This window comes from Actinoallomurus sp. CA-142502 (assembly GCF_050936355.1).
GTDB classification, from domain to species: Bacteria; Actinomycetota; Actinomycetes; order Streptosporangiales; family Streptosporangiaceae; genus Actinoallomurus; species Actinoallomurus iriomotensis.
The window spans coordinates 4949864-4971876 of sequence record NZ_JBNJMY010000001.1; the positions used below are offsets into that span (position 1 = coordinate 4949864).

Here is a 22013-nt window from a genome sequence, read left to right on the forward strand (position 1 = left end):
CGTGCTCCGGGCCACGGCGGACCGTCACCGGTGAGAGGTCACACGAGGGTCGTCCCCGCCAGGCACCGGCCCACGACGTCTCCGGTCGGAACGGTCTCGGCGTCCAGAGCGGAACAGACGGGGGAGTCCCCGCTGAGGCCCGAGACGCCGCTGTCGTTTCCGTCGTCGCCCCCCGTCTGAAGGGCCGCGATCGTCCGGCCGGGCTGCGCGGCCGGGGCCGCCGCGGCGAAGGCGGGCGCCGCGAATCCGATGGTCATGGTCGCCAGCGTGGTGCCGGCCAGGACCATTGTCTTGAGTCCCATGTCTCCCCTTAGATGTGAGTAGGTGCAGGCCAGTGCCTTGCTACCGGCATCGCCACGCGTTTCGCTGATTACCCGCGGATCCGGCCTTCGCCCAGGTTGTGTACTGGTTTTGGGGAAGATCTAGGCGCGCTTCACGCCCGATGCGCCACTTCCCGCGCCATTCCGGCCTCACGCCCGAGCCAGACGAACGGCGCGAAAGCGGGATCGCGCGCAGATTTCACCGATCGTCCTGTTCACCCGCGCGAGGCGGGACCCACCTTCACCCGGGCGAGCCGGAACCGCCGCCTGTGGACTCGGGCCGGCGAGCCCCCGACGCGGCAGGAGGCGCGCGTCTCCAGACCCGGGTTTTGACCGTCGTCGGCCCGCACTCGAACGGCCGCCTGCGAGACCGACTTTTCGGCGCGGCTGCCAGGGGAGCGAAGATGGCGCTGAGGAGTAACGACCGGGAGCGGCACCGGCATCGGCCGCTCCAGGTGAGCCCGCTGTTCGGGGCCGCAGATCCGGCGTCCGGCACCACGACGGTCCTTCCTCGGCACGAACCGCCCGACGCCCGATGACGCCGGCGACCGTCGCGCGGCTGATCCGCGAGCGCACCGATCGGCACCTCAACCGTCGGTTCCAGCGGCGTGCATGCTCGGCGGGCTGGCGCTCAAGCGCCGCTGGGCGCGACGCAACGCCGGCCGGTATGGCGCCGGCGCCCGGCCCAACCTCGTGATGGGCGTCAACGTCCAGGTGTGCTGGAAGAAGTTCTGCGACTACTGGGAGATCGAACCCCGCCTCGTGCCCATGGAGGGCGACCGGTTCCACCTCGGCGCCGAGGAGGCCGTCGAGGCGTGCGACGAGAACGCGATCGGCATGGTCGCCGGAGCGGGTCAACTACCTCGGCGGCGATCTGCCGACCTTCACCCTCATTCTCCCGGCCTGTTCCCAGGTCATCGCTCAGCATCACACCTTCCTACGGCTCTGCCACGAGGGTTACGGCGCGGTCCAGGCGGCGCTGCGGGAGGTGGCGACGTATCTCGCCGGACGGATCGAGGAGCCTTCCGCCACTGACGGCCGCGGCCGGGTGATGGCGGCGGGTCGTCAGCGGCCGGTGAGCAGGTCGGTGGTCGCGGCGTCGAGCAGCCGCTGGAGATGGAGGCCGTGCCGGACGTCCAGCGGGTGCGGCGCATGCCTCTCGATCGCGTCCGCGAACTCTTCGACCATCGTCGCGTACGCCTCCGGTCCGGTGACCTCCGCACCGTCGATCACGGCGGAGCCGCCCGAGCCGAAGACCTCGACCTCCGCGCGGGCCGGTTCGTCCGCCGACGCGGTCGCGTACAGCGAGACCTCGCTGAAGCGACCGCCCTCGTGTTCGAGCAGCAATCCGACCCACCCCCACGGCTCGCCGTGTGCGCGGATCGACGCCGTGTGGCCGAGTGCGGCGTCGAGCAGGTCCAGGACGTCGACCCCCATGTCCATGAGCACGCCGCGGTCGGGCCGCCAGGGCCGGGCTGGAGTGTCGCCGGCCAGAGCGGCGGAGATGAGCCGTCCGGTGCCGCCTTGCGGGTGCGTCCGCTCGACCTGGGACGACAGAAACGAGCGCACGGTCGGAGAGTAACGCCAGGTCAACGCGATCTGAGAGATCACATCGGTGGCGGCGACCACGTCCGCCAGCTCCTCGGCACCGGCCAGCTCACCGGCGATCGGCGGTCTCAGCAGCACGTGCTTGTGCCGTCCCGCCGCGATCACGGCCAGGGGCGACTGCGCGGCCGGCGGCACGGCGAACGCGACGGCGTCGCAGTGGTCGAGCAACTCGGCGAACCGGTCGTACGCGGGCACGGAGTGGCGTTCGGCGAGAGCGCGGGTGGCGTCGGGAGACGGCGACCACACGCCCGCGAACGCGGTCTTCGGCCACGATGCCAGCGACGGCGCGTAGATCTCGGCGGCCGAGCGGCCGGTACCGGCGAGGCCGATCGCCCTGGTCATGGTCTCACCGTCACGTAGACCGGGGCCGGCACGGTCAGCCGACCAGGACGGGTGCGAGGGTCCGCAGGTGCTCGACCTGCTCGGCGAAGGTCCGGGCGATCGGCTGCACGCAGACATGGTCGGCGCCGGCGTCGTGGTGGGCGCGGACACGTTCGGTGATGGCGTCCGGATCACCGTGGCACACGATGGCATCGATGAGCGCGTCGCTGCCGCCGTTCTTGAAGTCGGCGTCGGAGAAGCCTAGCTCGCGCAGGTTGTTGAGGTAGTTGGGCAGCGCGAGATAGAAGGCCGCGTAGTCGCGGGCGGCGGCCCGCGCCCGGTCCGCGTCGGTGTCGAGCACGACGGCCTGTTCGGGCACCAGGAGCGGCTCCGGGCCGAGGATTTCGCGGGCCCGCCTGGTGTGCTCGGGCGGGACGAAGTAGGTGTGCGCGCCCTGGGCCCGGCTCGCCGCAAGCTCCAGCATCGAGCGGCGGAGCGCGGCCAGCAGCCGCGGCGGCGCCTCGGGCAGCGGTGGCCCGAACTTGGTGGCGTCCATGGCGTCGAGGTAGGCACGCATGGTGGACACAGGTCTGGTGTAGTCGTGGCCCCGAGGGTTGACCAGCGGTGCGTGGCTCACCCCCATGCCCAGCGTGAACCGGCCGGGCCACGCGTCGGCCAGCGTGTTGGCTCCGTTGGCCGCCGCGATCGCGTCCCGGCCGAAGATGTTGGCGATGCCCGTGGCGACGTTCAGCCGCTCCGTGCCGGACAGCAGCACGGCCGCGTGCGTGAAGGACTCCCTGGTGTCCGGGCCCTCACCGAACCAGAACGTCGAGTAGCCCAGCTCCTCGATGGTCGCCGCCCCTTGCTGTTCCTCTTCCGCCGAGATCTCCGCGACGGTCGTCATGAACCAGACGCCGATCCGGCCCAGTCGTTTCCTGACCGCCGTCAGGTCGGACGGAGATGGTGGTCTGCCTTCGGCCATGCCGGTTCCCTTCCACATCGGCTACCGCCGTGTCCCTCCAGCGTTACGTGGACGGAGGCCGCGCCGGGTCAGGGCCGGTTCAATCTTGGCAAAGAACTGCTCGTCGGGCCGTGGGTGGGCATATCCGTAACAAGGCGTAGCCGCGAACGGCAGGAGAACGGAATGTCCAGAGGCCGGGTCGTGATCGTCGGAGCCGGTTTCGCCGGGTTCCACGCCGCGCGGACCTTGTCTCGCCTGGCCGGACATCTGGTCGAGGTCGTGTTGATCAACCCGGCCGACTACTTCCTTTACCTTCCGCTGCTCCCCGAGGTCGCCGCCGGGATCCTGGAGCCCCGGCGGGTGGCCGTCCCGCTCAGCGGATGTCACGCCGGTGTCCGGCTCGTGCTGGGCGCTGTGGGCGGCATCGACATCGCGGGTCGCCGGGTCGTCTGCACAGCGCCGGACGGGAGCCGGCGTCGGCTGGACTATGACCGGCTGATCCTGGCCGTGGGCAGCGTCAACAAGCTCCTTCCCATCCCGGGCATCGCCGAGCACGCGTACGGTTTCCGCAGCCTGGCCGAGGCGATCTACCTGCGCGACGCCATCCTGCGCGACATCGAGCTGGCGGGCACGACCGACGACGCCGCCGAACGCAGGGCACGCTGCACGTTCGTCGTCGTGGGCGCGGGATACACCGGGACCGAGGTCGCCGCGCACGGCCAGCTGCTCACCGAACAGGCAGCCGGGCGCTGGCCGAACCTCCGGGGCCGGCCGATCCGATGGCTGCTCGTCGACCTCGCCGAGCGCGTGTTGCCGGAGCTGGACCTACGGCTGTCGGCCACCGCCCACCATGTCCTGACTCGCCGGGGCGTGGAGATCCGTACGCGGACCACGGTGGAGGAGGCCTCCCACGAGGGAGTGCGCCTGTCGGACGGGGAGTTCGTGGCGACCCGCACGCTGATCTGGTGCGTCGGTGTCCGCCCCGACCCCCTGGTCGAGGCGCTGGGCCTGCCCACCGTCCAGGGCCGACTCGTGGTGGACGAGTATCTGAGCGTGCCGGGCCATCCCGAGGTGTACGCCTGCGGCGACGCCGCGGCCGTGCCGGACCTCACGCGCCCCGGCCGGATCACCGCGATGACGGCGCAGCACGCGCACAGACAGGGCGTCACCGCGGGCAGGAACGTCGCCGCCTCCTACGGCCACGGCCACCGCCGGCCCTACCGCCACCACGATCTGGGCTTCGTCGTCGACCTCGGCGGCGCCAAGGCCGCGGCGCACGTGACGGGGCTGTCGCTGGCGGGCGTGCCCGCCAAGGCCGTCACCCGCGGCTACCATCTACTGGCCGTCCCGCACAACCGGCTGCGCATCTCCTGCGACTGGCTGCTCGACGTGCTGCTGTCTCGCCAGCTCGTGCAGCTGGGCGTGGTGCCCGCCACGGCCGTCCGCCTCGCCGCCACCGCCGAACACGCCGCACCGCGCGGAGCCCGGCCTCCACTTTGACGTGGCGGTCGTGCGAATACACCGCCGCGGCACCTACCCCAGCGCGGGGTAACGTGACGGATACCGGGCTCCGGCCCGTACCACGAACGGCACGGCATCCCCGGGGCCGCACTCGGCATCCTGCGCCTGACGCCCGGCGGCGACGAGGTCGCCGAGGCGGCCACGGGCGTCCTCAACCGGAGACCGGCGTGGCGGTGACCGCCGACTCGCTGTTCCAGATCGGATCGGTCTCGAAGGTCTGGACGACCACCCTCGTCCTGCAACTCGTCGACGAGGGGCGGCCCCGAGCTGAGGCTGGCCGGCGCGGAGACCGTCGCGAAGCTGACCATGCGTCATCTGCTCACCCACACGACCGGTGTCGACGGCGACGTGTTCACCGACACCGGGCGGGGCGACGACTGCCTGGCGAAGTACGCCGAGGCGCTGGCGGAGCCCGAGCCGTTCGCGGCACCGGCCGAGCCGGCCTCCGCCGACGTGGACCGGCACGCGGGCACGTACGAACGGGCGGGTGAGCGCCTGGAGATGGTCGGAGGCGAGCGCCCGCGCCTGCGAAGGACCGCCACCCGAGCGCCGGCCGCGCTCCTCCCCGAGAGCGAGCGGGAGCAGGAGCACGACCTGGTACCGGTGGAGGAGGACCTGTTCGCCGTCCGCGCCCCGCGGACGGGGATGTGGCTGCCCGTGACCTTCTACGCCCTGCCGACCGGCGAGCGGTACCTGCACCTCGCCGGCCGCGCCACCCCGAAGGTGCCGTGAGACCGCCTGCGTCGCATGGGGGACCCGGTAGCGTTGCCGGTCATGAGCCGGATCGCGCGATACGGGAAGTTGGTCGCTCACGAGGGGCGCGGGGCGGAACCCGCGGAGCTGCTCCTGACGGCCGCCGCCGGTCTGGAGGGGGAGCCGGGCTGTGAGCTGTACCTCGTCAACCGGCAGGCGGACGCGCCCGACACCATCTGGGTGACCGAGCTGTGGCGCGACCAGGACGCGCTGGACGCCGTACTCGAGGCGATCAAGGGCAGTCCCGAGACGGCCGCCGCGATGAAGCTCGTCGAGGCGGCGGAGATGATCGAACTGGATCCGCTGGGCGGCAAGGGGCCCACGCCGCGGGTCGCCTGAGACCCCGCGACGACACCCCCCTGTGCGGGACCGGACGCACCGCTCCCCGAGACGTCGGTACCCGCGCCGGGTGGGTCAGGCGGCGGTGAGGTGATAGGTCGTGCCCGAGCTGCTCGCCACCCAGGCGCCGGGCAGCGCCGCCGCGAGCGCGTGCTGGGCGCGCCAGCCGGTGCAGTGGCCCGGTACCACCAGGTCCGGCGCGAGTCCGGTCAGTGCCTCGACGGTGGGCGCGATGACCGGCTCGAAAGCCGGTCCGCCCAGGTGGAGGCCGCCGGCCAGCGCGTGCAGCCGGTCGACGCCCGTCAGCCGCTGGGCGTGGCGCACGATGTTGATCGCGCCGGCGTGGCCGCAGCCCGTCAAGACCACCAGGCCACGGCCGCGGACGTGCACGACCAGCGCCTGGTCGTCGGCTACGGCCGGGTCGTGGACCCACTCGGTGCCGGTCCAGGCCTGGTGCGGCGGAGGCATGCCGCGTTCGAACTCGGTGGTGCGGTCCACCTCACCGGTGATCAGCACGGATCCGTCCACGAGCAGTGAGGGGTCGCGCCGTTCGATGACCTCGAAGCCCTCCGCGTCCAGTGACCGGCGACTCAGGGTCGGCAGCTCCTCCGCCGGGCGTCCGGGTACCGCGAGCCGGCGCCGGGTCCACACTCCCGGATGCACCACCATCGGCAGCGAGCGGACGCCGCGCCGGCCGGCCAGCCCCGCCAGCCCGCCCGCGTGGTCGAAGTGGCCGTGGCTGAGCACGACGCCGTGGATGTCGTCGAGCGCGACGCCGAGACGGCTCGCGTTGACGACCATCGCGTCGGGCGACAGGCCGGTGTCGAACAGCAGCGTGGTGACCCGGCCGGCCCGGCGGACCCGGACGAGCGCGGAGAAACCGTGCTCGGCGATCATCCCGGCGGGCGTGCGGCCGCCCTCGAACTGCGGCGCGGCCACCATGCCCATCCCCATCGGAGGCCGGCGGGTGCGCTCGTCACCGGTCAGCAGCCCGTCGAAGACGTTGTCCACCAGAGTGACGATCTCGACCTCGTCGACCGGCTCCAGCGTGATCGGGTCGACCGCCGTGCCCGGCGCCGGGCGTGGAAGGGAGGCCGCCGGCTCGTCCGGTCCGGCCGTCGTGTCGCACATACGGGCAGCGTAGGGGAGCGACGGATGGGCGTCGTCCCCGCCTCGTCGCTCAGTCGCGGTCCGGTGGGGCGATGATCCGCCACGCCTTGGGGACGACGCGCCAGGAGCGCTCGGTGAACGGCCCGGACACCTCGCCGTCGCTGTTGACGAGGAACTCCTCTCCGCTGATGGTCGCGCACGTCGCCGCGGTGTACACGACGTCGTCGTGGTGCTTGTGCGCGCCACTGCGCAGGCCGAGCGCGTACCGGACCCTGGCCAGCGGGCCGGTGGCGGCCGAGACCACCAGTTCGACGCGGCCGTCGCCGGGGGAGGCGTCCGGGGCGAGCAGCGCGCTGCCGCCGGCGATGCCCGGCGCGTTGCTCAGCCCAACCATGAGCAGCTTGTCCTCGGCGACGATCTCGCCGTCGGCCTCGACCTTGAGCCGCCAGCCCCCGGCTCGCGCCCCCGCCAGGACGGCGCCCACCGGGAAGGCGGCGGACTTGAGCCAGGGCTTGAACCGGGCGGCCTGGGTCGCGGCGACGGCGCCCACTCCGGCGTGGACGGCGTTGAGCACCACGCCGCTCTCGTCGTCGGCGAGGAGGTCGAGCTCACGGGTGCGTCCTTCGCGGAGCACGCGCGCCGCCTCGTCCGGGTCCAGGGGGATGCGGAGGTTGCGGGCGAGGTCGTTGCCGGTGCCGAGCGGCAGCAGGCCGACGGTCCGCCGGTCCAGTTCGCCCCGCGCGTAGAGGGTGGCGACGAGCCGGTTGATCGACCCGTCGCCGCCGGCCGCGACGACGGTCTCGTCACCGGGCTCTCGCCGGTCCAGCGCCCGTTCGAGCTCGTCGGCCGAATCGCACTCGCAGACGGTCACGGGCTCCTCGCCTCCGGCCCGCAGACGCTCGCGCACACGCTCCAGCGTCCCGGAGTCGAAGCGCCCGGCACCGCCGTGCGTGATGATCAGCATCTGTTCCTCCCGTTCCGCGAACATCCCGTACGGGCACGGAACACCCGTTTCCGGCCCTCGCCCCTTTCTGCCTCCGAGCAGGCGTTCTAATCATCAGGCGCGGGTGAGCGCCTGGGCCGGTGGGGTGCGCAGGGCGCGGCGGGTGGGCACCTCCATCGTGAGGAAGGCCAGCGCGGCGACCACGGCCGCGATGGCGGGGAACAGCCACAGCGGCCCGGCCGGCCACGGGCGGTGCAGGAATCCGGCGGCCAGGAGCACGAGCGGTACGACGGACAGCAGCAGTCCCGTGCCGAGCGCGACGACGCAGATCAGCGTCGCCTCCCGGCGCATCATCGAGCGGATCTGCCCGGGCGTCGCGCCGATCAGCTGCAGCGCGGCGATCTCGTGACGGCGCTGGACGGTACTCGCGATCAGCTTGTTGGCGATGCCGAGGAGGAGGTAGCCGAGCAGCACCGCGAGGATCGCGATGTTGATCCACAGCTCCGGCGGCACCCCGTACGCGCCGTCCGGCGCGCCGTACGCCCGGCCGAGCGCCAGCCCCGGGCGCCCGGAGGCGAGGGCGGTCAGGCCGCGCGCGGCCGCGTCCGAGCCGTCGGTGCGGATCAGCAGGCTCTGGTCGAGCCCCGTGGTGGTGTGCCCGGCGGCGAGGTCACGGGAGATCACCACCGGGCCGAATCCCAGGCCGCGCGAGTAGATCGCCACGACGCGGGCGGTGACCGGGGCGCCGTCGCCGAGCACCAGGTTCACCGTGCCGCCCAGCGACGCGTTCCGCGACCTGGCGGCCCCGGCGTCCACGGCGACCGTCGCGCCGGTGAGATGCGCCAGGTCGCCGGACCGTACGCCGAGGTCGAGGACCGACGACGCGGCCGGGGACAGGATCGGCGCGGAGTGGTAGTCGGTCTCGTCGTCGCCCAGCATCTTGTAGGTCCAGATGACCGTGGTGCCGCTGACCGGGGCGACGGCCCGCACGCCAGGCGTGGCCCGTACGGCGGCCGCCAGGTCGTCGGGCAGCCCGCCCAGCCCGGGCGCGGTCATCGTGAACTGGGCGCGGGTGGCGGACGCGACGTCGTTCGACGTGGCCTTGAGCATCGTCGTCTGGGTCAGCGCGTAGGTCAGCGTGAACACCACCGCCATGGCGAGTGTGGTGACGGCGCTCGCGACGCGCAGGGCGTACCCGCGGCTGTTCGCCACGGCCAGCCACGTCGGCGCGGACACCCCGGCGGGCAGCCTCCGCGCGAGCGTCCGGCTGATCCGGCCGACCACCACCGGCCCGGCGAGCCCGAGGCCGATCGTCGCGACGATGCCGGCGAAGGCGGTCACGGCGGCGCCCTGCTCCGTCCGCGTCAGCAGGGGGGCGACGGACATGACGGTGGCCGCGGCCATCAGCAGGAACCCGGCGAGGGCACGGCCACGGGACGGCGTACGGGGCTCGCTGCGCGACTCGGCGACCGCCTCGGTGGCCGCCATCCGCGACGTGCGCAGCGCCGCGCACCAGGCCGAGGCCCGTACGACGAGGAGCAGCAGGAGGGCGGCGGCGACCGCGGGCAGCGGGCTGAAGGTCAGCGGCAGCGAGGAGGGGACCATGCCGGCGAACACCAGCAGCGCCCGGAGCCGGTCGGCCAGCAGGTACCCGAGGGGGATGCCGGGGACCAGCGCGGCGGCCGCGACGACGACGGCCTGCGCGGCGGCGAGACGGCGGACCTGGCGGGGCGTCGCGCCGACGGCGCGGAGGAGGGCGAGGTCCCGTCGCTGGGCGCCGATCGAGACGGCCAGCGAGCCGCCCACGATGAACCCGACGACGAGCAGGGTGACCCCGGCGAGCGAACCGGCGAACAGCGGCAGGGCGCCGCGCCCGGCCATCGCGTCGGGGGCCTCGACGTCGCCCCGCGCCGCCCCGGTGGACACGACCAGCCCGGCCGGCCCCGCGATGGCACGGGCCCGCTCCGCGACGGAGTCGCGGGCGCCGGGGGCGGTCCGCAGCGCGACCAGGTCGACCCGGCCCCGCCCGCCCAGGCTCGCCGCGGTCGCGTCGGTGAAGAAGATCCCGCCGCCGGAGCCGCCGACCACGGCCGAGACCCGGTACGTCGCGCGGTGACCGGCCGCGACCACGGACACCCGGCCACCCGGCGCCACGCCCGCGGCGGCCGCGGTGCGCGCGTCCAGGGCGACGTCACCGGGACCCGCCGGGGCCGCGCCGGACACCCGAAGGCGGTCCGGCAGCCCGGTCGAGGACCATCCGTGCCCGGCGGTGGCCGGGTCCCCGGTGACCGCGGCGGGCAGGACCGCGCCGCGCCGGTCGAGGACGGCGGCCGGGAAGCTCACGTCGCCGACCGCCGCGGTCACGCCGGGCAGCCGCGCCAGCCGCGCGGTCAGCTCACGCGGCACCCGGGCGCGCTCGGGCAGCCCGACGGCCAGGTCGCCCTTCGGGCGGTACGTCTGGGCGGCCGAGACGACGACATCGGCCCCGGCGAGCCGCTCGACCGGGGCGTGCGAGCGGAACCCCGACTCGGCCAGCACCCCGATGCCGGTGACGAAGGCCGCGCCGCCGAGGGCGGCGCAGGCGATCGCCGCCAACGCGGCGATCCGGTGGCGGGCCATGCGCAACGCCAGGTGCAGCATCGCTTACTCCGATTCCAGGGTGGTGATGCGGTGTGCCAGCTCGGTGGCGGTGGGCCGGTGCAGCGTCTCTCGCAGGCGTCCGTCCGCCATGACCAGGACCTGGTCGGCGCGGGCGGCGGCGGCCGGGTCGTGGGTCACCATCACGACGGTCTGACCCAGGCCCGAGACGAGGTCCCGCAGCAGGCCGAGCACCTCACGCGCGGTCTTCAGGTCCAGCGCGCCGGTCGGTTCGTCGCCGAACACGACCGCGGGCCGGGTCACCAGCGCGCGGGCGATGGCGGCGCGCTGCTGCTGCCCGCCGGACAGCTCGGCCGGCCGGTGTCCGAGCCGGCCGCCCAGCCCGACCCGTTCGACCAGCAGACGCACCCAGTCGTGGTCGGGCGCCCGGCCCGCCAGCCGCAGCGGCAGCGTGATGTTGTCCGCGACGCTGAGCGAGGGCACCAGGTTGTACGACTGGAACACGAACCCGACGCGTTCGCGGCGCAGCTCGGTGCGCCGGGTCTCGTTCAGCCCGTCGATGGCGACGCCGTCGACGGAGACGCTCCCACCGGTCGGCGTGTCCAGGCCGGCGGCACAATGCATCAGCGTGCTCTTGCCCGATCCGGACGGGCCCATGATCGCGACGAACGCGCCGCGCTCCACGGTGACGGACACGCCGTCGAGGGCGCGGACGCCGCCCGGGTAGACCTTGGTGACGTCCCGCAGCGCCACGGCGGGCGCCTGACGCGCCGTGGGCGCGGGCCCGCGCTCGGCCACGGTCCTCATTCGGACCGCCGCCGGTAGTGCTGGATGATCAGGGCGGCGCCGCAGGCCAGCGTGGCCACCCCGAACGCCACGCCCACGAACACGTTGACGCCGGTGGTCGAGGTCACCATGTTGCCGGCCGCGCTGACCACCAGCAGCAGCCACAGCACCGGCCGTACGATCCCGCCCCGCTCGTTCGGGGAGTCGGGCGGCGTCTCATGTGCCTCGGTGATGCGGTACGGATCGGTCACGGCGTGCTCCTCGCTCGCTGGGGGGTGACGGGCCACAACGCTAGGAGCGGCGATCCGCCGAGACGATCCAGCCAACGAGTCGATCGCGGTACAGCAGGCTGTACTCCTTTCCCGGGGAACTGACAGGGATCGGCCCGGTGTCCTAAGGTCACTCGCCGAAGGAGGTACCGATGCCGGCGAACCCGCCAGAAACGGTCGCCCCGGCACGGACCGGCCGGCGGCACGTGAAGACGCGCGTCCGTGCGCTCATCGACGCGCTCGAACATCTCGTCGGCGGTTTCGGCACCGCCCTGCTGGCGTTCGCCGCACTGCTGTGGCTGGCGGTCGTCGCACTGGGGTGCCTCGCCGGCCTGCGCCGGCTGCTGGCGCCCAGCGCGCCGCGGGTCGTACGCTCCATCGCCGAGCGGGAGCGCGCCCGGCTCTCCCGGTGGGGGCCGGCGATCATCGGTCCGGCGACGCCTCCGCCCACCCATATCCGCGCCGCTCTCGCCGACCCGGACGGCCGGCGGGAGGTGCGCTGGCTGTTCGTCCACGGCACGCTCGGGCTGTTGCTCAGCGTCACGGCGGTGGTGCTCGTGGTGTACACCGTGCAGGACGTCACGTTCCCGCTGTGGTGGCGGTGGCTGCCGGCCGACGAGCCCAATACACCGACCGTGGTGTCCTGGACCGTGAACGACGAGTCCGGCGCGCTGGTGGTCGCGCTCCTCGGCGTGGCGCTGTGCGTCCTCTTCGTGATCCTCGGGCCCGGAATGGCACGGCTGCAGGCGCGGCCGGGGACGCGGCTCCTTGCGCCCTCGGGTGAGGTCGACCTGTCGCTGCGCGTCGCCCAGCTGTCCGCGACCCGCGCGGCCGCGCTCGACGCCCACGCCACGGAGCTGCGGCGGATCGAACGCTCGCTGCACGACGGCACGCAGAACCGGCTCGTCGCCGTCACCGTACTGCTCGGCGCGACCCGCCGTGCCCTCGCCCGGGACCCCTCGAGCGCCGACGAGATGCTCGAACGCGCGCAGCAGGCCGCCGAACAGGCGCTCGCCGAACTGCGCACGGTCGTCCGCGGCATCCTGCCGCCCGTACTCGCCGACCGGGGGCTCGCCGGCGCGCTGGCCGGGCTCGCGTCGGACTGCGGCGTCGACTGCAGGGTCGACGTCGACGTGCCCGGCCGGTGCGCCGCCTCCGTCGAGGCGACCACGTACTTCGTGGCGGCCGAGGCACTCACCAACATCGCCAAGCACAGCCGGGCCCGGCACGCCACGGTGACCGTACGCCGGCAGGGGCAGGAGCTGTCCCTGCGGATCGAGGACGACGGCGTCGGCGGCGCGGACGAGCACGAGGGCTCCGGCATCACCGGTATACGCCGCCGGGTCGAGGCCCACGACGGTCGCCTCGCCCTGACCAGCCCGCCCGGCGGCCCGACGATTCTCCAGGTGGAACTGCCATGCGGATTGTGATCGCCGAAGACGACCCGCTGCTGCGCGAGGGGCTGGCGCTGCTGCTGCGCGCCGAGTCGCTCGACGTGGTGGCCACGACGGAGGACCCGGAGTCCTTCCTGACGGCCGTCGACACGCACGGGCCCGACGTCGCCATCGTCGACGTACGGATGCCGCCGACCCACACCGACGAGGGCATCAAGGCGGCCGTCGAGGCGCGGCACCGCCTGCCCGGCCTCGCCGTGCTGGTGCTGTCGGCGTACGTGGAACAGGCGTTCGCCACCGACCTGCTCGCGGGCGGCGCGGCCCGTCTCGGGTACCTGCTGAAGGAACGGGTCGGCCGGGTGGAGCAGTTCCTCGACGCGCTGCACCGGGTGGCGGACGGGGGCACGGCCATCGACCCGGAGGTCGTCGCCCAGCTGCTCACCCGCACCCGCCCGGACACCGCACTGGACCGCCTGACCGCCCGCGAACGCGACGTACTCGCCCTGATGGCCGAGGGCCTGGGCAACACGGCGATCGCCGAACGCCTGTTCGTGACCGAGGGCGCGGTGCACAAGCACATCCGGAGCATCTTCGCCAAACTCGACCTGGCCCCGACCGATCGCGCCGACCGCCGTGTCACCGCGGTCCTGCGCTACCTGGAGAACACCCAGCGCCGCGCCTGAACGACTCAGCCCGCGCGGTCGCCGGGTTCGGGCGGGGGACGGCGGCCGGGCTGGCCGGACATGCCGGCGGTGAAGACGAAGCTGCGGTCGGCGGTCGAGCCGGGGGTGCGGCCGCGGCCCCAGCCGATCGCCCGGCGGTACGCTCCCAGGCGGCCCGAGCGGCTCAGCCAGGCCTCGTCGGTGTAGGCCGAGCCCGCCGGCGCGGGGGCGGACAGCGGCGCGACGAACAGGGCGTCGACCGGGCAGTAGGCCTCGCATATGAAGCACGTCTGGCAGTCGGACTGCCGGGCGATGACCGGGACGCCGTCCGGCCCCCGCTCGAAGACGTCCATCGGGCAGACCTTGACGCAGACGTCGCAGGCGACGCACCGCTCGTGGCTCACGACCTCGATCACGCGGTCCTCCCCGTCCCGGCCACGGCGGGCGGACCGACCGGAGCGACCGGGTCGAGGGCGGTCCAGACCTCGTCCAGCCCGCCGGTGAGGATCCGGCGCCGCAGCGCCGGATCGCGTTCCGGCCGGTCGTCCCGCAGGTGCACGCCGCGCGACTCCTCGCGGACCAGGGCGGCCCGGTACATCCACCTGGCGTGTGCCACCAGCGACGCGGCCTCGCGCGCCCGCAGTGTCGTACGGCCGTCCGTTCCGGCGAGGCCGGTCTTCGCACGCTCCCACAGCGGGTCCAGGGAGGCGAGCGAGGCCGCGAGCCCCTCGGCGTCGCGGAAGAGGTTGCGCTCCAGCGGCAGCACCTCCTCCTGCACCGCCCGTACGACGTCGGCCCCCGAGAGCCCGGTGTCGCCTGCGGGCCGCAGCCCCGCCCGCCCGTTCGCCCGCGGTTCCCCGCGGGGCGTCCCGCGGGCGGCGGCGAACCGTGCCGCGGCCGCCCCCGCCCAGGTGCCCGAGGAGATCGCCCAGGCGCCGTTGAAGCTGCCGCCGCCGCTCGCCGCCCCGGTGATCAGCTCGCGGGTGGCCACGTCACCGGCCGCGTACAGGCCGGGGACGGTCGTCGCGCATCCGGCGTCGACGATCCGCAGCCCGCCCGTGCCGCGGACGGTGCCCTCATAGACGAACCGCACCGGATAACGCGTGGTGAACGGGTCGATGCCGGCCTTGTCCAGAGGCAGGAAGTAGTTCGGCTGTGAGTCGCGCATCAGCCGGCGGAGCGCCGGGGGAGCCCGGTCGAGCCGGGCGTACACCGGCCGGCCCTCGGCCGCCAGCCGCGCGAGCCGGACGCGGGCGTCGCCGGGCGCGTCGAACGCGATCGGCGTGCCGTCCGGCTCGTAGTAGCTGGCGTAGTGCATCATCAGGCCCTTGGTGTGGTTCCCGTACGCGGGGGAGAGGCCGTACACCGCGGAGAACTCCATCCCCGACAGCTCCGCCCCGAGCTCGGCCGCCATGAGGTGCCCGTCGCCGGTGTCGACGTTGAGCCCGAAGGCGCCGGACAGGAACGCGCACCCGCCGGTGGCCAGCACGACCGCCCCGGCCCGTACCTCGTAGCGCTCCCAGCCCTCCTGACGGCGCAGCCCGGCCGCGCCCGACACGACCCCGGCGGAGTCGGTCAGCAGCTCCAGCGCCGGATGGTGGTCGAGGACGCGGACACCGGACCGCCGCACCCGGCCGCGCATGCGGCGCATGTACTCCGGCCCCTGCAGCGTGTTGCGCCGCTCTCGCCCGTGCTCGTCCGACGGAAACCGGTACCCCCAGCCGGCGAGCCGGTTGACCTGGCGGTACGTCTCCTCCTGCACACGGGTCATCCAGGTGCGGTCGGTGAGACCGCCCCCGGCCGCCTCCCGCTCGGCCATCGCGGCGTCGCGGACGTCCGGGTCCTCCGGCAGGTACCACAGGTTGTTGCCGCCGGAGGCGGTCGCGCCGCTGGTGCCGCAGTAGCCCTTGTCGGCGAGGACCACGTCGGCGCCCGCGCCCGCCGCCGCGATCGCCGCCCAGGCCCCGGCCGGGCCGCCACCCAGCACGAGCACGTCGGTGTGGAGCCGCATGTCCGATCATTTGCCCTTCTCGGTAATGATCCAGTCATCGATCGAGAAATCGCGCTTGGCGATCGTGATTCCGGCGTGGCCGAGGATCTCGGAGATCACGTGCGGCGGCGCCCCGGACGAGGATCGGCGAGCCGCCGGCGGTGTGAACGCGGCTACCGCTTCGGAGCCGTGGTCGAAGTTCGGAAGATCTCGGCTGGCGCTGAGACAAGGCGAGTTACGGTGATGGTCAACCGATGGGGGAAAGGAACGTATTTGTGAGCGGTCAGGCCGATCGGAGCGAGCGGGCTCCTCTGCGGACGATGCCCTGGTGGGTCGCGGTCATCAGTGCCGCAGCCGTTGCCCTTTCCGCAACGGTCACGACGCTTTGGCTATTGTCGATCGCCAGGCGTGATGCTTCGTTACGGCTTGAAGCGATCAAGGATGGCCTGACCGTCGGGGCCGGGACGGGCGGTGCCGCCGCGTTACTGCTCGCGATGCGCCGTCAGTGGCTGAGCGAACGGACTCAGGCGCACGCCGAAGACCTCGCCCATGTCACCCAGGCCCATGCCGAGGAAGTCGCTCGGGATACCGCCTATGACGCGACCCAGCGTCGCGTCACCGAGCCGTACGCCAGAGCCGTTGAGCAGCTCGGACACGTCAACGCCCCGGTTCGTCTCGGTGGCCTGTACTCCCTCGAACGTCTCGCTCAAGACCACCAGGAACACCGGCAAACTGTCATTGATGTCGTCTGTGCCTATCTTCGAATGCCCTTCGATCCAGCTCCGTTGGCACCTATCGGTGGCCGACAGTCTTCTTCGGCGAAGAGCCTGGTGACATGATGGAGGGAAACGGCCACGATGACAGCGACGTCAAACAAGAACTCCAGGTGCGAATCGCTGCTCAACGTCTCCTGGCCCGCCACCTCGCTCTGCCGCACGACGGCATTGCCACCGAGCAGAAAATGACTGCACCAGAGACATACTGGGCCAGCCACCCCAACAGCAATCACGTATGGCCGGCCGACTGGCAAGTCGCGCCTTCCGGGCCCCCCGGAATGGCGCCGTTGGTCCGACGACCGTGATGCGGACTCCAGCAACATCGCCGAGGCGACGGCGCTGAACCCGACAGCCGCACCCGGCCGTGATTATCCCCTTCCCACCGCAACGCCGAGTGTGTCCGCCCTTCGGCGACCGACGGCCCGACGGCTCGCCGTCCCGCGACCGGCTCTCAGCCGATGATCTCCTCGCGGTAGATCCGGAGGCGGATGTCGCGGGCCTTGGTCATGTGCCGGCCGGCCAGTTCCGCGGCCTTCTCCCGGTCGCCCGCGCCGACGGCGGTGATGATCTCCTCGTGCTCCCGCAGGGCCTCCTCCCACCGGCCGGTGCTGGAGAGGGTCGTGGCGGGGTAGCGGGTGAGGTGGTTGTTGAGCCGGGTCAGCAGGTCGACGATCGTCCCGTTGTGTCCGGCCGCCCAGATGGCCTCGTGCACGGCGCGGTTCGCCATCGCCATCGCCACCGGGTCGTCGGTCGAGGTCGCGGCCATGGCGTCCTGTGCGGCGCGGACGCGGATCAGGTCCAGTTCGGTGCGGCGCTCGGCCGCGGCGCCGGCCGCCGTGGCCTCCAGCGCGATCCGGGCCTCATAGATCTCCAGGATCTCCTCCGGGCTGCGTCCGCGCACGCGCATGCCGCGGTCGCCCCGCTCCACCAGGCCGTCCTGTTCGAGACGCCGCAGCGCCTCCCGCACGGGAGTGCGGGAGGTGCCGTAGCGATCGGCGAGCGCGACCTCGGGCAGCGGAGCGCCCGCGTCGAACACCCCGGCCACGATCTCCGCCCGCAACCGTTCGTAGACATCCGCCTGCACTGACCCTCACCTCTCGCATACACCCGTATGCAGTCAGGCTATCCGGGCGGCGATCCCCTCGAGGCCCGTCACGGCGGGGAACCGGTCGAGCACCCGCGGGTCGTGGCCCGGGACGATGAGCTCCTCCGCGCCGGCCAGCGCCCGCATCGCGTCGAACGCCTCGTACATCGACGGCAGGTGGTTGACCACGGCGTACGGCCGGTCGCGCCCGATGTTCTCGTAGAAGTGCGAGCCGTCCGCGGCCAGCACGACGTGCCCCGCCTCGGTGGCCACGCGCAGGACCTGCAGGCCGGGGGTGTGCCCGCCGAGACGGTGCGCGGTCACCCCCGGCGCCACCTCGTGCACGCCGTCGACCAGCCGCACGCGGCCGGTGAGATTCTGCTCCACGAGGTAGGCGACGTCCCCGGGTTCGGCCAGGTGAGCGTGCTCGCCCCGGGACGCGTGCCGGGACGTCCAGAACGCCAGCTCGCGTTCCTGCAGCACGATCCGTGCCCCCGGGAAGTCGCGGAGGTGCCCGGTGTGGTCGTAGTGCAGGTGGCTGAGCACGACGTGGGGGATCGTGTCCGGGTCGACGCCCAGCGACCGGATGGTGTCCATCGGGGACCGCAGGTACTCGCGGTTCCCCCGGCGGGCCGCGGTCTCCGGCGTGAACCCGGCGTCGAACAGCACCGCCTCGTCGCCGGACACCGCCAGCCACACGTAGTACGAGATCGGGAACCTGTCCAGGGCGCACGGATCGTGCCCGTAGAAGTGCTCGCCGCGGACCGACGCGTCCCGGTGGGCGAACCGGACGGCGTACACCTGCCAGGTCATCGGGCCCCCGCCGCGTGGAGGCCGGCCAGCCGGCCGAACACCGCGCCCGAGGTGAGGCCGCTGCCGCCGGGGTAGTTGCCGGAGAACAGCCCGCCGACCATCTCTCCCGCGGCGTACAGGCCCTCGATCGGGCGGCCGGCGCCGTCGAGCACGTTCGCCGACTCGTCGATGTGCAGCCCGCCGAACGTGAAGGTGATGCCGCAGCCCACGGAGTAACCGTGGTACGGCGGGGTGTCCAGCGCCTGCGCCCAGTTCGACTTGGGCGGCTCGACGCGCGCGGCGCGGCCGTCCTTCACCGCCGGGTCGAACGGGACGTCGACGATGGACGCGTTGAACTCGCGGACGGTCCGCGCCAGGCCCGCCGGGTCGATGCCGAGCTCGGCGGCCAGTTCGTCCAGGCTGCCGGCCTGCGCTCCGGTGATCGGCGTCGAGTCGTACTCCTCACTGCGCAGCAGCGGCCGGGTCTTGGCGTCGAAGAGCTGGAACGCGCGGCCGCCCGGCTGCTTGAGGATCTCCCGGCCGTACTTGGCGTAGGTGTAGTTGCGGTAGTCGGCGCCCTCGTCCAGGAACCGGCGGCCGTCCCGGTTGACGACGATGCCGATCGGGTAGCTCTGCCGCGTCAGCTGGTTGGTCAGCACCCGGTCGCCGCCGGCCGGGTCCGCGCCGGCGTCCCAGGCCGTGCTGTGGCAGGAGGCCCAGTCGCCGTACGGCGCGGCGCCGGCCTCCAGCGCCAGCCGCAGGAGGTCACCGGTGTTCGTCGGGCAGCCGCGGACGTAGGCGTGCCGCCACTCCTCGCCCATGTGCCGCGCCCGCATCTCCGGGTCCGCCTCGAACCCGCCGGCGGCCAGCACGATCGCGTCCGCGGTCACCGTGTGCTCGGCGCCGTCGGCGTCGCGGTAGGCCACACCGCGGCCGGCGCCCAGGTCGAGCCGGTCCACGCGCGCGCCGTACCTGATCTGCACGCCCTCCCGGAGCGCGGCCTCCGTGTGCTGGGCGATCAGGCCCTTGCCACCGTCCACGGAGCCGATGTAGAGGCCGCCGAAGAAGACCCACTTGCCGTGGGAGACATAGGACTGGCGTTCGTACATCAGCCGCCACCGCAGCCCCTTGCCCGCGAGCCACCGCAGCGTCTCCGCGGACCGGGTCACGAGCAGCTTGGTCAGCACGGGATCGCAGCGGCCCTCGGTGACCCGCTCCATGTCGTGCTCGAAGGCGCCGGCGGGATAGGCCGGGACGACCGTCTCGGCCATCCGGCCGGTCGTCGCCGGGTCGAGCAGGTCGGCCAGGTCCGCGATGTCGTCGAACGCGACGCGGAAGGCCCCCGCCGTGTAGAAGGAGTTCCCGCCGGCCTCCTCGGCCGGCGCCTTCTCCAGCAGCAGGACCCGCGCCCCCCGTTCGGAGGCCGCGTGCGCCGCGCTGAATCCGGCGTTGCCGCCCCCGACCACGATCACGTCGTAATCGGTTGGGAGTCCTCCTTCGCCGGAGGAGTGACCAGGCACGCGTGTTTCTTTGGTTCGCTCGCTTCGCTCACTCACGAGTCATCCCCTGTTTCCTGTGTCGTCTCGTTCATCGGGCGGCCGGTCCACTGCTCCCACAGCGTCGCGATCGCGGCGTAGTCCAGCCGGCCGAGTCCCTGGGCGACGCCCAGCTCGTAGACCGTGTGCGCGCTCTGCACGGCGAACAGCGGCACGCCGGTCTGCTGCGCCATCGCCAGCGCGAGGGTCGAGTCCTTGCGGGCGGCCTCGGTGGGCATCCCGCCCTCGTAGTCCCCGCGCAGGATCCGCTCGGCGAACCGGTGGGTCAGCGGGCGGGTCAGCCCGGCGTCCGGTCCGGTGAGCAGCTCGACCAGCTCGCCGCCGGACACCCCGGTCGCCGCCGCCAGCGCCCCGGCCTCGACCAGCACGACCATGACCGCGTGCGCCACCGCGTTGTTGATCACCTTGGCGGCCATGCCGCTGCCGGGTTCGCCGAAGCGCATGATCCGCTCCGACATCGCCCGCAGGACCGGCTCCGCCTTGCGCACGTCCGGCTCGCGCCCGCCGACCAGCAGCGTGGCCCTGCCGTTCGCCATCTGGGCGACTCCGGACAGGATCGCCGCGTCGACCAGGCCGACACCGTGCTCGTCGCACCGGCGTACCTGCTCGTGGACATCGGCGGGGTTGACCGTGCTGGTCTCGACGATCACGCTGCCGGGGCGCATCTTCGGCGCGAGCGTGCCGATGACCTCCAGTGAGATCTTCGGTGTCGGCAACGACAGCACGACGATGTCCGAGGAGGACAGTCCGGCGAGTTCGGCGGGCGTGACGTTCGGTGTCTCCGCCGCCCGCGCGACGCGCTCGGCGTCGACGTCGTAGGCCAGCAGCGTGTCGTGGGCGGCGAGGCGGCCGGCGATCGCACCGCCCATGTTGCCCAGCCCGCACAGCGAGATGGTCATCGGGCTCCTCTCGTCAGGTCGGCGTGCTTGGTCTCCGGGCCCATCAGCGCCCCGGCCAGCGCGAGCAGCCCGCCGAGCACCACGAGAGGGATCTGCGTGTACTTGTAGGGCAGCAGGGCGTCCAGCCAGAGGAGGAAGAAGCTGTAGCAGGAGGGGATCAGCACGGCGAAGGTGTAACCCACGCCGAAGCCCGACGCGCGGACCCCGGGCGGGAAGCGTTCCGGCAGGTAGGCGCTGAGGATGCACCACGGCGCGTTCGCGATCACGACCACCACTCCGGCGAGCACGAGCGTGCCGACGCTGCCCCCGCCCGGGTCGGAGTTCGCGATCATCACCCAGTACACGACGGGCACCACGGTCGCGGTGAGGGCGGCGAACAGGACCAGCACCGCCCGCCGCCCGATCCGCTCGGCGAGCCGGCCCACGCCGAGGTAGACGACCGCCAGTACGGCGAACATCGTCATCGTGCCGACGGTGACCGCGGTGCTCGGCAGCTTCAGCACCTTCGTCAGCAGGCCGGGCATCATCGACACCGCCGTCTGCAGCGACAGCCACATGCCCGTCATCAGCAGGAAGATCTGCCCGAGGCTGCGGCGGTTCGGCCCTCGCGCGAACAGCGCGCGCAGCGGCGACTCCGGTGATCCGGCCGCGGCGGGCTCGTCGTCCTCGACGCGGCGGAAGTACAGCAGCACCGCCACCGACAGCAGCGCGCCGACGAAGAACGGCACCCGCCAGCCCCAGCTCAGGTACGCCCCGGACGCGGTCGGCGCGACGAACAGCATGAGCGTGGTCAGCGCGCTGATCGCGATGAACGCGAACGGGTAGCCCAGCATGATCCGCGCCGACACCTCGGCGCGGCGGCTCTGGGGCGCGCGCTCCATCGCCAGGGGCACCGCGGCGGTGTACTCACCGCCGAGGAACACCCCGTCGACGAACCGCAGCAGGATCAGCGCGACGATCGCGAACCAGCCCCACGACCCGTACCCGGGCAGAAGGCCGATCAGCAGCGTGACGACGCCGAAGCCGCCGATGGCGACGACGGTGGTGCGCTTCCGGCCGATCGAGTCGGCCAGGTGACCGAAGAACGCCGCGCCGACGGGCCGGCCGATCAGGGTCACGACGAAGGTGACGTAGTAGATCGTCGTGCTCGCGACCGTGCCGAGGTCCTTGGGCTGGAAGTAGGCCAGCGCGGGCGCGAGCGCGATCGTGGGCAGGTAGATGTCGTAGAAGTCGACGAAGTAGCCGAGGAAGGCGCCCACGGTGCTCCGCCTGCTCTCGGCGGACAGGCGTTCGCGTGGGGGCGCGGTGGGGATGACGGCTTCGGTCATGGT

Annotated in this window: 22 protein-coding genes and 1 pseudogene; 8 read left to right on the forward strand and 15 right to left on the reverse strand. The window is 73.0% G+C overall.

What is annotated here, in order from left to right:
* Window positions 1-38: 38 nt before the first annotated feature.
* Window positions 39-302, reverse strand: coding sequence for a hypothetical protein (locus ACQEV1_RS23605; protein ID WP_285619180.1), 264 nt, complete (start codon window positions 300-302; stop codon window positions 39-41).
* 498 nt (window positions 303-800) lie between these two features.
* Between ACQEV1_RS23605 and ACQEV1_RS23610 the strand changes: the two genes are divergently transcribed.
* Window positions 801-1355 (forward strand): pyridoxal-dependent decarboxylase, encoded by a 555-nt coding sequence (locus ACQEV1_RS23610; RefSeq protein ID WP_433405957.1) that lies wholly within the window; start codon window positions 801-803, stop codon window positions 1353-1355.
* A 30-nt stretch (window positions 1356-1385) separates the two neighbouring features.
* Here ACQEV1_RS23610 and ACQEV1_RS23615 read toward each other — a convergent pair whose 3' ends face one another.
* Both ACQEV1_RS23615 and ACQEV1_RS23620 read right to left on the reverse strand, forming a co-directional pair.
* Window positions 1386-2270, reverse strand: a complete 885-nt coding sequence (locus tag ACQEV1_RS23615) for a Gfo/Idh/MocA family protein (protein ID WP_285619178.1) — start codon at window positions 2268-2270, stop codon at window positions 1386-1388.
* A 34-nt stretch (window positions 2271-2304) separates the two neighbouring features.
* A complete protein-coding gene (locus ACQEV1_RS23620) occupies window positions 2305-3231 on the reverse strand; it encodes a TIGR03620 family F420-dependent LLM class oxidoreductase (protein ID WP_433396158.1) in 927 nt (308 codons plus the stop codon).
* A 162-nt stretch (window positions 3232-3393) separates the two neighbouring features.
* On the opposite strand from ACQEV1_RS23620, the gene ACQEV1_RS23625 reads away from it, so the two are divergent.
* The 4 genes and pseudogenes from ACQEV1_RS23625 (at window position 3394) to ACQEV1_RS23640 (ending at window position 5823) form a co-directional block, all read left to right on the forward strand.
* On the forward strand, window positions 3394-4710 hold the full coding sequence (locus tag ACQEV1_RS23625; RefSeq protein WP_433396160.1) for an NAD(P)/FAD-dependent oxidoreductase: 1317 nt from the start codon (window positions 3394-3396) through the stop codon (window positions 4708-4710).
* 53 nt (window positions 4711-4763) lie between these two features.
* Window positions 4764-4979 (forward strand): annotated as a pseudogene (locus ACQEV1_RS23630) (serine hydrolase); the annotation flags it as partial.
* A gap of 58 nt (window positions 4980-5037) precedes the next feature.
* Window positions 5038-5463, forward strand: a complete 426-nt coding sequence (locus tag ACQEV1_RS23635; protein WP_433406185.1) for a hypothetical protein — start codon at window positions 5038-5040, stop codon at window positions 5461-5463.
* A gap of 42 nt (window positions 5464-5505) precedes the next feature.
* Window positions 5506-5823, forward strand: coding sequence for a putative quinol monooxygenase (locus tag ACQEV1_RS23640; RefSeq protein WP_433396161.1), 318 nt, complete (start codon window positions 5506-5508; stop codon window positions 5821-5823).
* Window positions 5824-5898: 75 nt separating this feature from the next.
* On the opposite strand, the gene ACQEV1_RS23645 is transcribed toward ACQEV1_RS23640, so the two are convergent.
* The 5 genes from ACQEV1_RS23645 to ACQEV1_RS23665 form a co-directional block, all read right to left on the reverse strand.
* On the reverse strand, window positions 5899-6954 hold the full coding sequence (locus ACQEV1_RS23645) for an MBL fold metallo-hydrolase (protein WP_285619168.1): 1056 nt from the start codon (window positions 6952-6954) through the stop codon (window positions 5899-5901).
* A 49-nt stretch (window positions 6955-7003) separates the two neighbouring features.
* On the reverse strand, window positions 7004-7897 hold the full coding sequence (locus ACQEV1_RS23650) for a diacylglycerol/lipid kinase family protein (protein ID WP_433396164.1): 894 nt from the start codon (window positions 7895-7897) through the stop codon (window positions 7004-7006).
* A 93-nt stretch (window positions 7898-7990) separates the two neighbouring features.
* Window positions 7991-10516, reverse strand: a complete 2526-nt coding sequence (locus ACQEV1_RS23655) for an FtsX-like permease family protein (RefSeq protein WP_433396166.1) — start codon at window positions 10514-10516, stop codon at window positions 7991-7993.
* Window positions 10517-10519: 3 nt separating this feature from the next.
* Window positions 10520-11281, reverse strand: a complete 762-nt coding sequence (locus tag ACQEV1_RS23660) for an ABC transporter ATP-binding protein (RefSeq protein WP_433396168.1) — start codon at window positions 11279-11281, stop codon at window positions 10520-10522.
* Window positions 11278-11511 carry a hypothetical protein gene (locus ACQEV1_RS23665; RefSeq protein ID WP_433396170.1) on the reverse strand — a complete coding sequence of 78 codons (234 nt, stop codon included), beginning with the start codon at window positions 11509-11511 and terminating at the stop codon, window positions 11278-11280. Before ACQEV1_RS23665 ends, ACQEV1_RS23660 begins: the two co-directional genes overlap by 4 nt.
* Window positions 11512-11681: 170 nt before the next feature.
* Between ACQEV1_RS23665 and ACQEV1_RS23670 the strand changes: the two genes are divergently transcribed.
* A complete protein-coding gene (locus ACQEV1_RS23670; RefSeq protein WP_433396172.1) occupies window positions 11682-12959 on the forward strand; it encodes a sensor histidine kinase in 1278 nt (425 codons plus the stop codon).
* Window positions 12947-13606 (forward strand): response regulator, encoded by a 660-nt coding sequence (locus ACQEV1_RS23675; RefSeq protein ID WP_285619134.1) that lies wholly within the window; start codon window positions 12947-12949, stop codon window positions 13604-13606. The genes ACQEV1_RS23670 and ACQEV1_RS23675 overlap by 13 nt, the downstream gene beginning before the upstream one ends.
* A gap of 5 nt (window positions 13607-13611) precedes the next feature.
* On the opposite strand, the gene ACQEV1_RS23680 is transcribed toward ACQEV1_RS23675, so the two are convergent.
* Together ACQEV1_RS23680 and ACQEV1_RS23685 are read right to left on the reverse strand one after the other, a co-directional pair.
* Complete coding sequence (locus ACQEV1_RS23680) at window positions 13612-14001, reverse strand: 4Fe-4S dicluster domain-containing protein (protein WP_285619133.1); 390 nt, start codon at window positions 13999-14001, stop codon at window positions 13612-13614.
* Window positions 13998-15596 carry an FAD-binding protein gene (locus ACQEV1_RS23685; RefSeq protein WP_433396174.1) on the reverse strand — a complete coding sequence of 533 codons (1599 nt, stop codon included), beginning with the start codon at window positions 15594-15596 and terminating at the stop codon, window positions 13998-14000. The genes ACQEV1_RS23680 and ACQEV1_RS23685 overlap by 4 nt, the downstream gene beginning before the upstream one ends.
* Window positions 15597-15895: 299 nt before the next feature.
* On the opposite strand from ACQEV1_RS23685, the gene ACQEV1_RS23690 reads away from it, so the two are divergent.
* Entirely contained in the window at window positions 15896-16414 is a 519-nt protein-coding gene (locus tag ACQEV1_RS23690; protein ID WP_433396176.1) for a hypothetical protein, read from the forward strand.
* 388 nt (window positions 16415-16802) lie between these two features.
* On the opposite strand, the gene ACQEV1_RS23695 is transcribed toward ACQEV1_RS23690, so the two are convergent.
* The 5 genes from ACQEV1_RS23695 to ACQEV1_RS23715 all read right to left on the reverse strand — a co-directional run bounded on the left by ACQEV1_RS23695 (window position 16803) and on the right by ACQEV1_RS23715 (window position 22010).
* Complete coding sequence (locus ACQEV1_RS23695; RefSeq protein WP_285619127.1) at window positions 16803-17435, reverse strand: GntR family transcriptional regulator; 633 nt, start codon at window positions 17433-17435, stop codon at window positions 16803-16805.
* Window positions 17436-17468: 33 nt separating this feature from the next.
* Window positions 17469-18248, reverse strand: a complete 780-nt coding sequence (locus ACQEV1_RS23700) for an N-acyl homoserine lactonase family protein (RefSeq protein WP_285619125.1) — start codon at window positions 18246-18248, stop codon at window positions 17469-17471.
* Complete coding sequence (tcuA, locus tag ACQEV1_RS23705; protein ID WP_433396179.1) at window positions 18245-19699, reverse strand: FAD-dependent tricarballylate dehydrogenase TcuA; 1455 nt, start codon at window positions 19697-19699, stop codon at window positions 18245-18247. The genes ACQEV1_RS23700 and tcuA overlap by 4 nt, the downstream gene beginning before the upstream one ends.
* An 80-nt stretch (window positions 19700-19779) precedes the next feature.
* Window positions 19780-20682 carry an NAD(P)-dependent oxidoreductase gene (locus ACQEV1_RS23710; RefSeq protein ID WP_285619121.1) on the reverse strand — a complete coding sequence of 301 codons (903 nt, stop codon included), beginning with the start codon at window positions 20680-20682 and terminating at the stop codon, window positions 19780-19782.
* Window positions 20679-22010: an MFS transporter gene (locus ACQEV1_RS23715; protein WP_285619119.1), complete on the reverse strand. Its 1332-nt coding sequence runs from the start codon at window positions 22008-22010 to the stop codon at window positions 20679-20681. The genes ACQEV1_RS23710 and ACQEV1_RS23715 overlap by 4 nt, the downstream gene beginning before the upstream one ends.
* Window positions 22011-22013 lie beyond the last annotated feature (3 nt).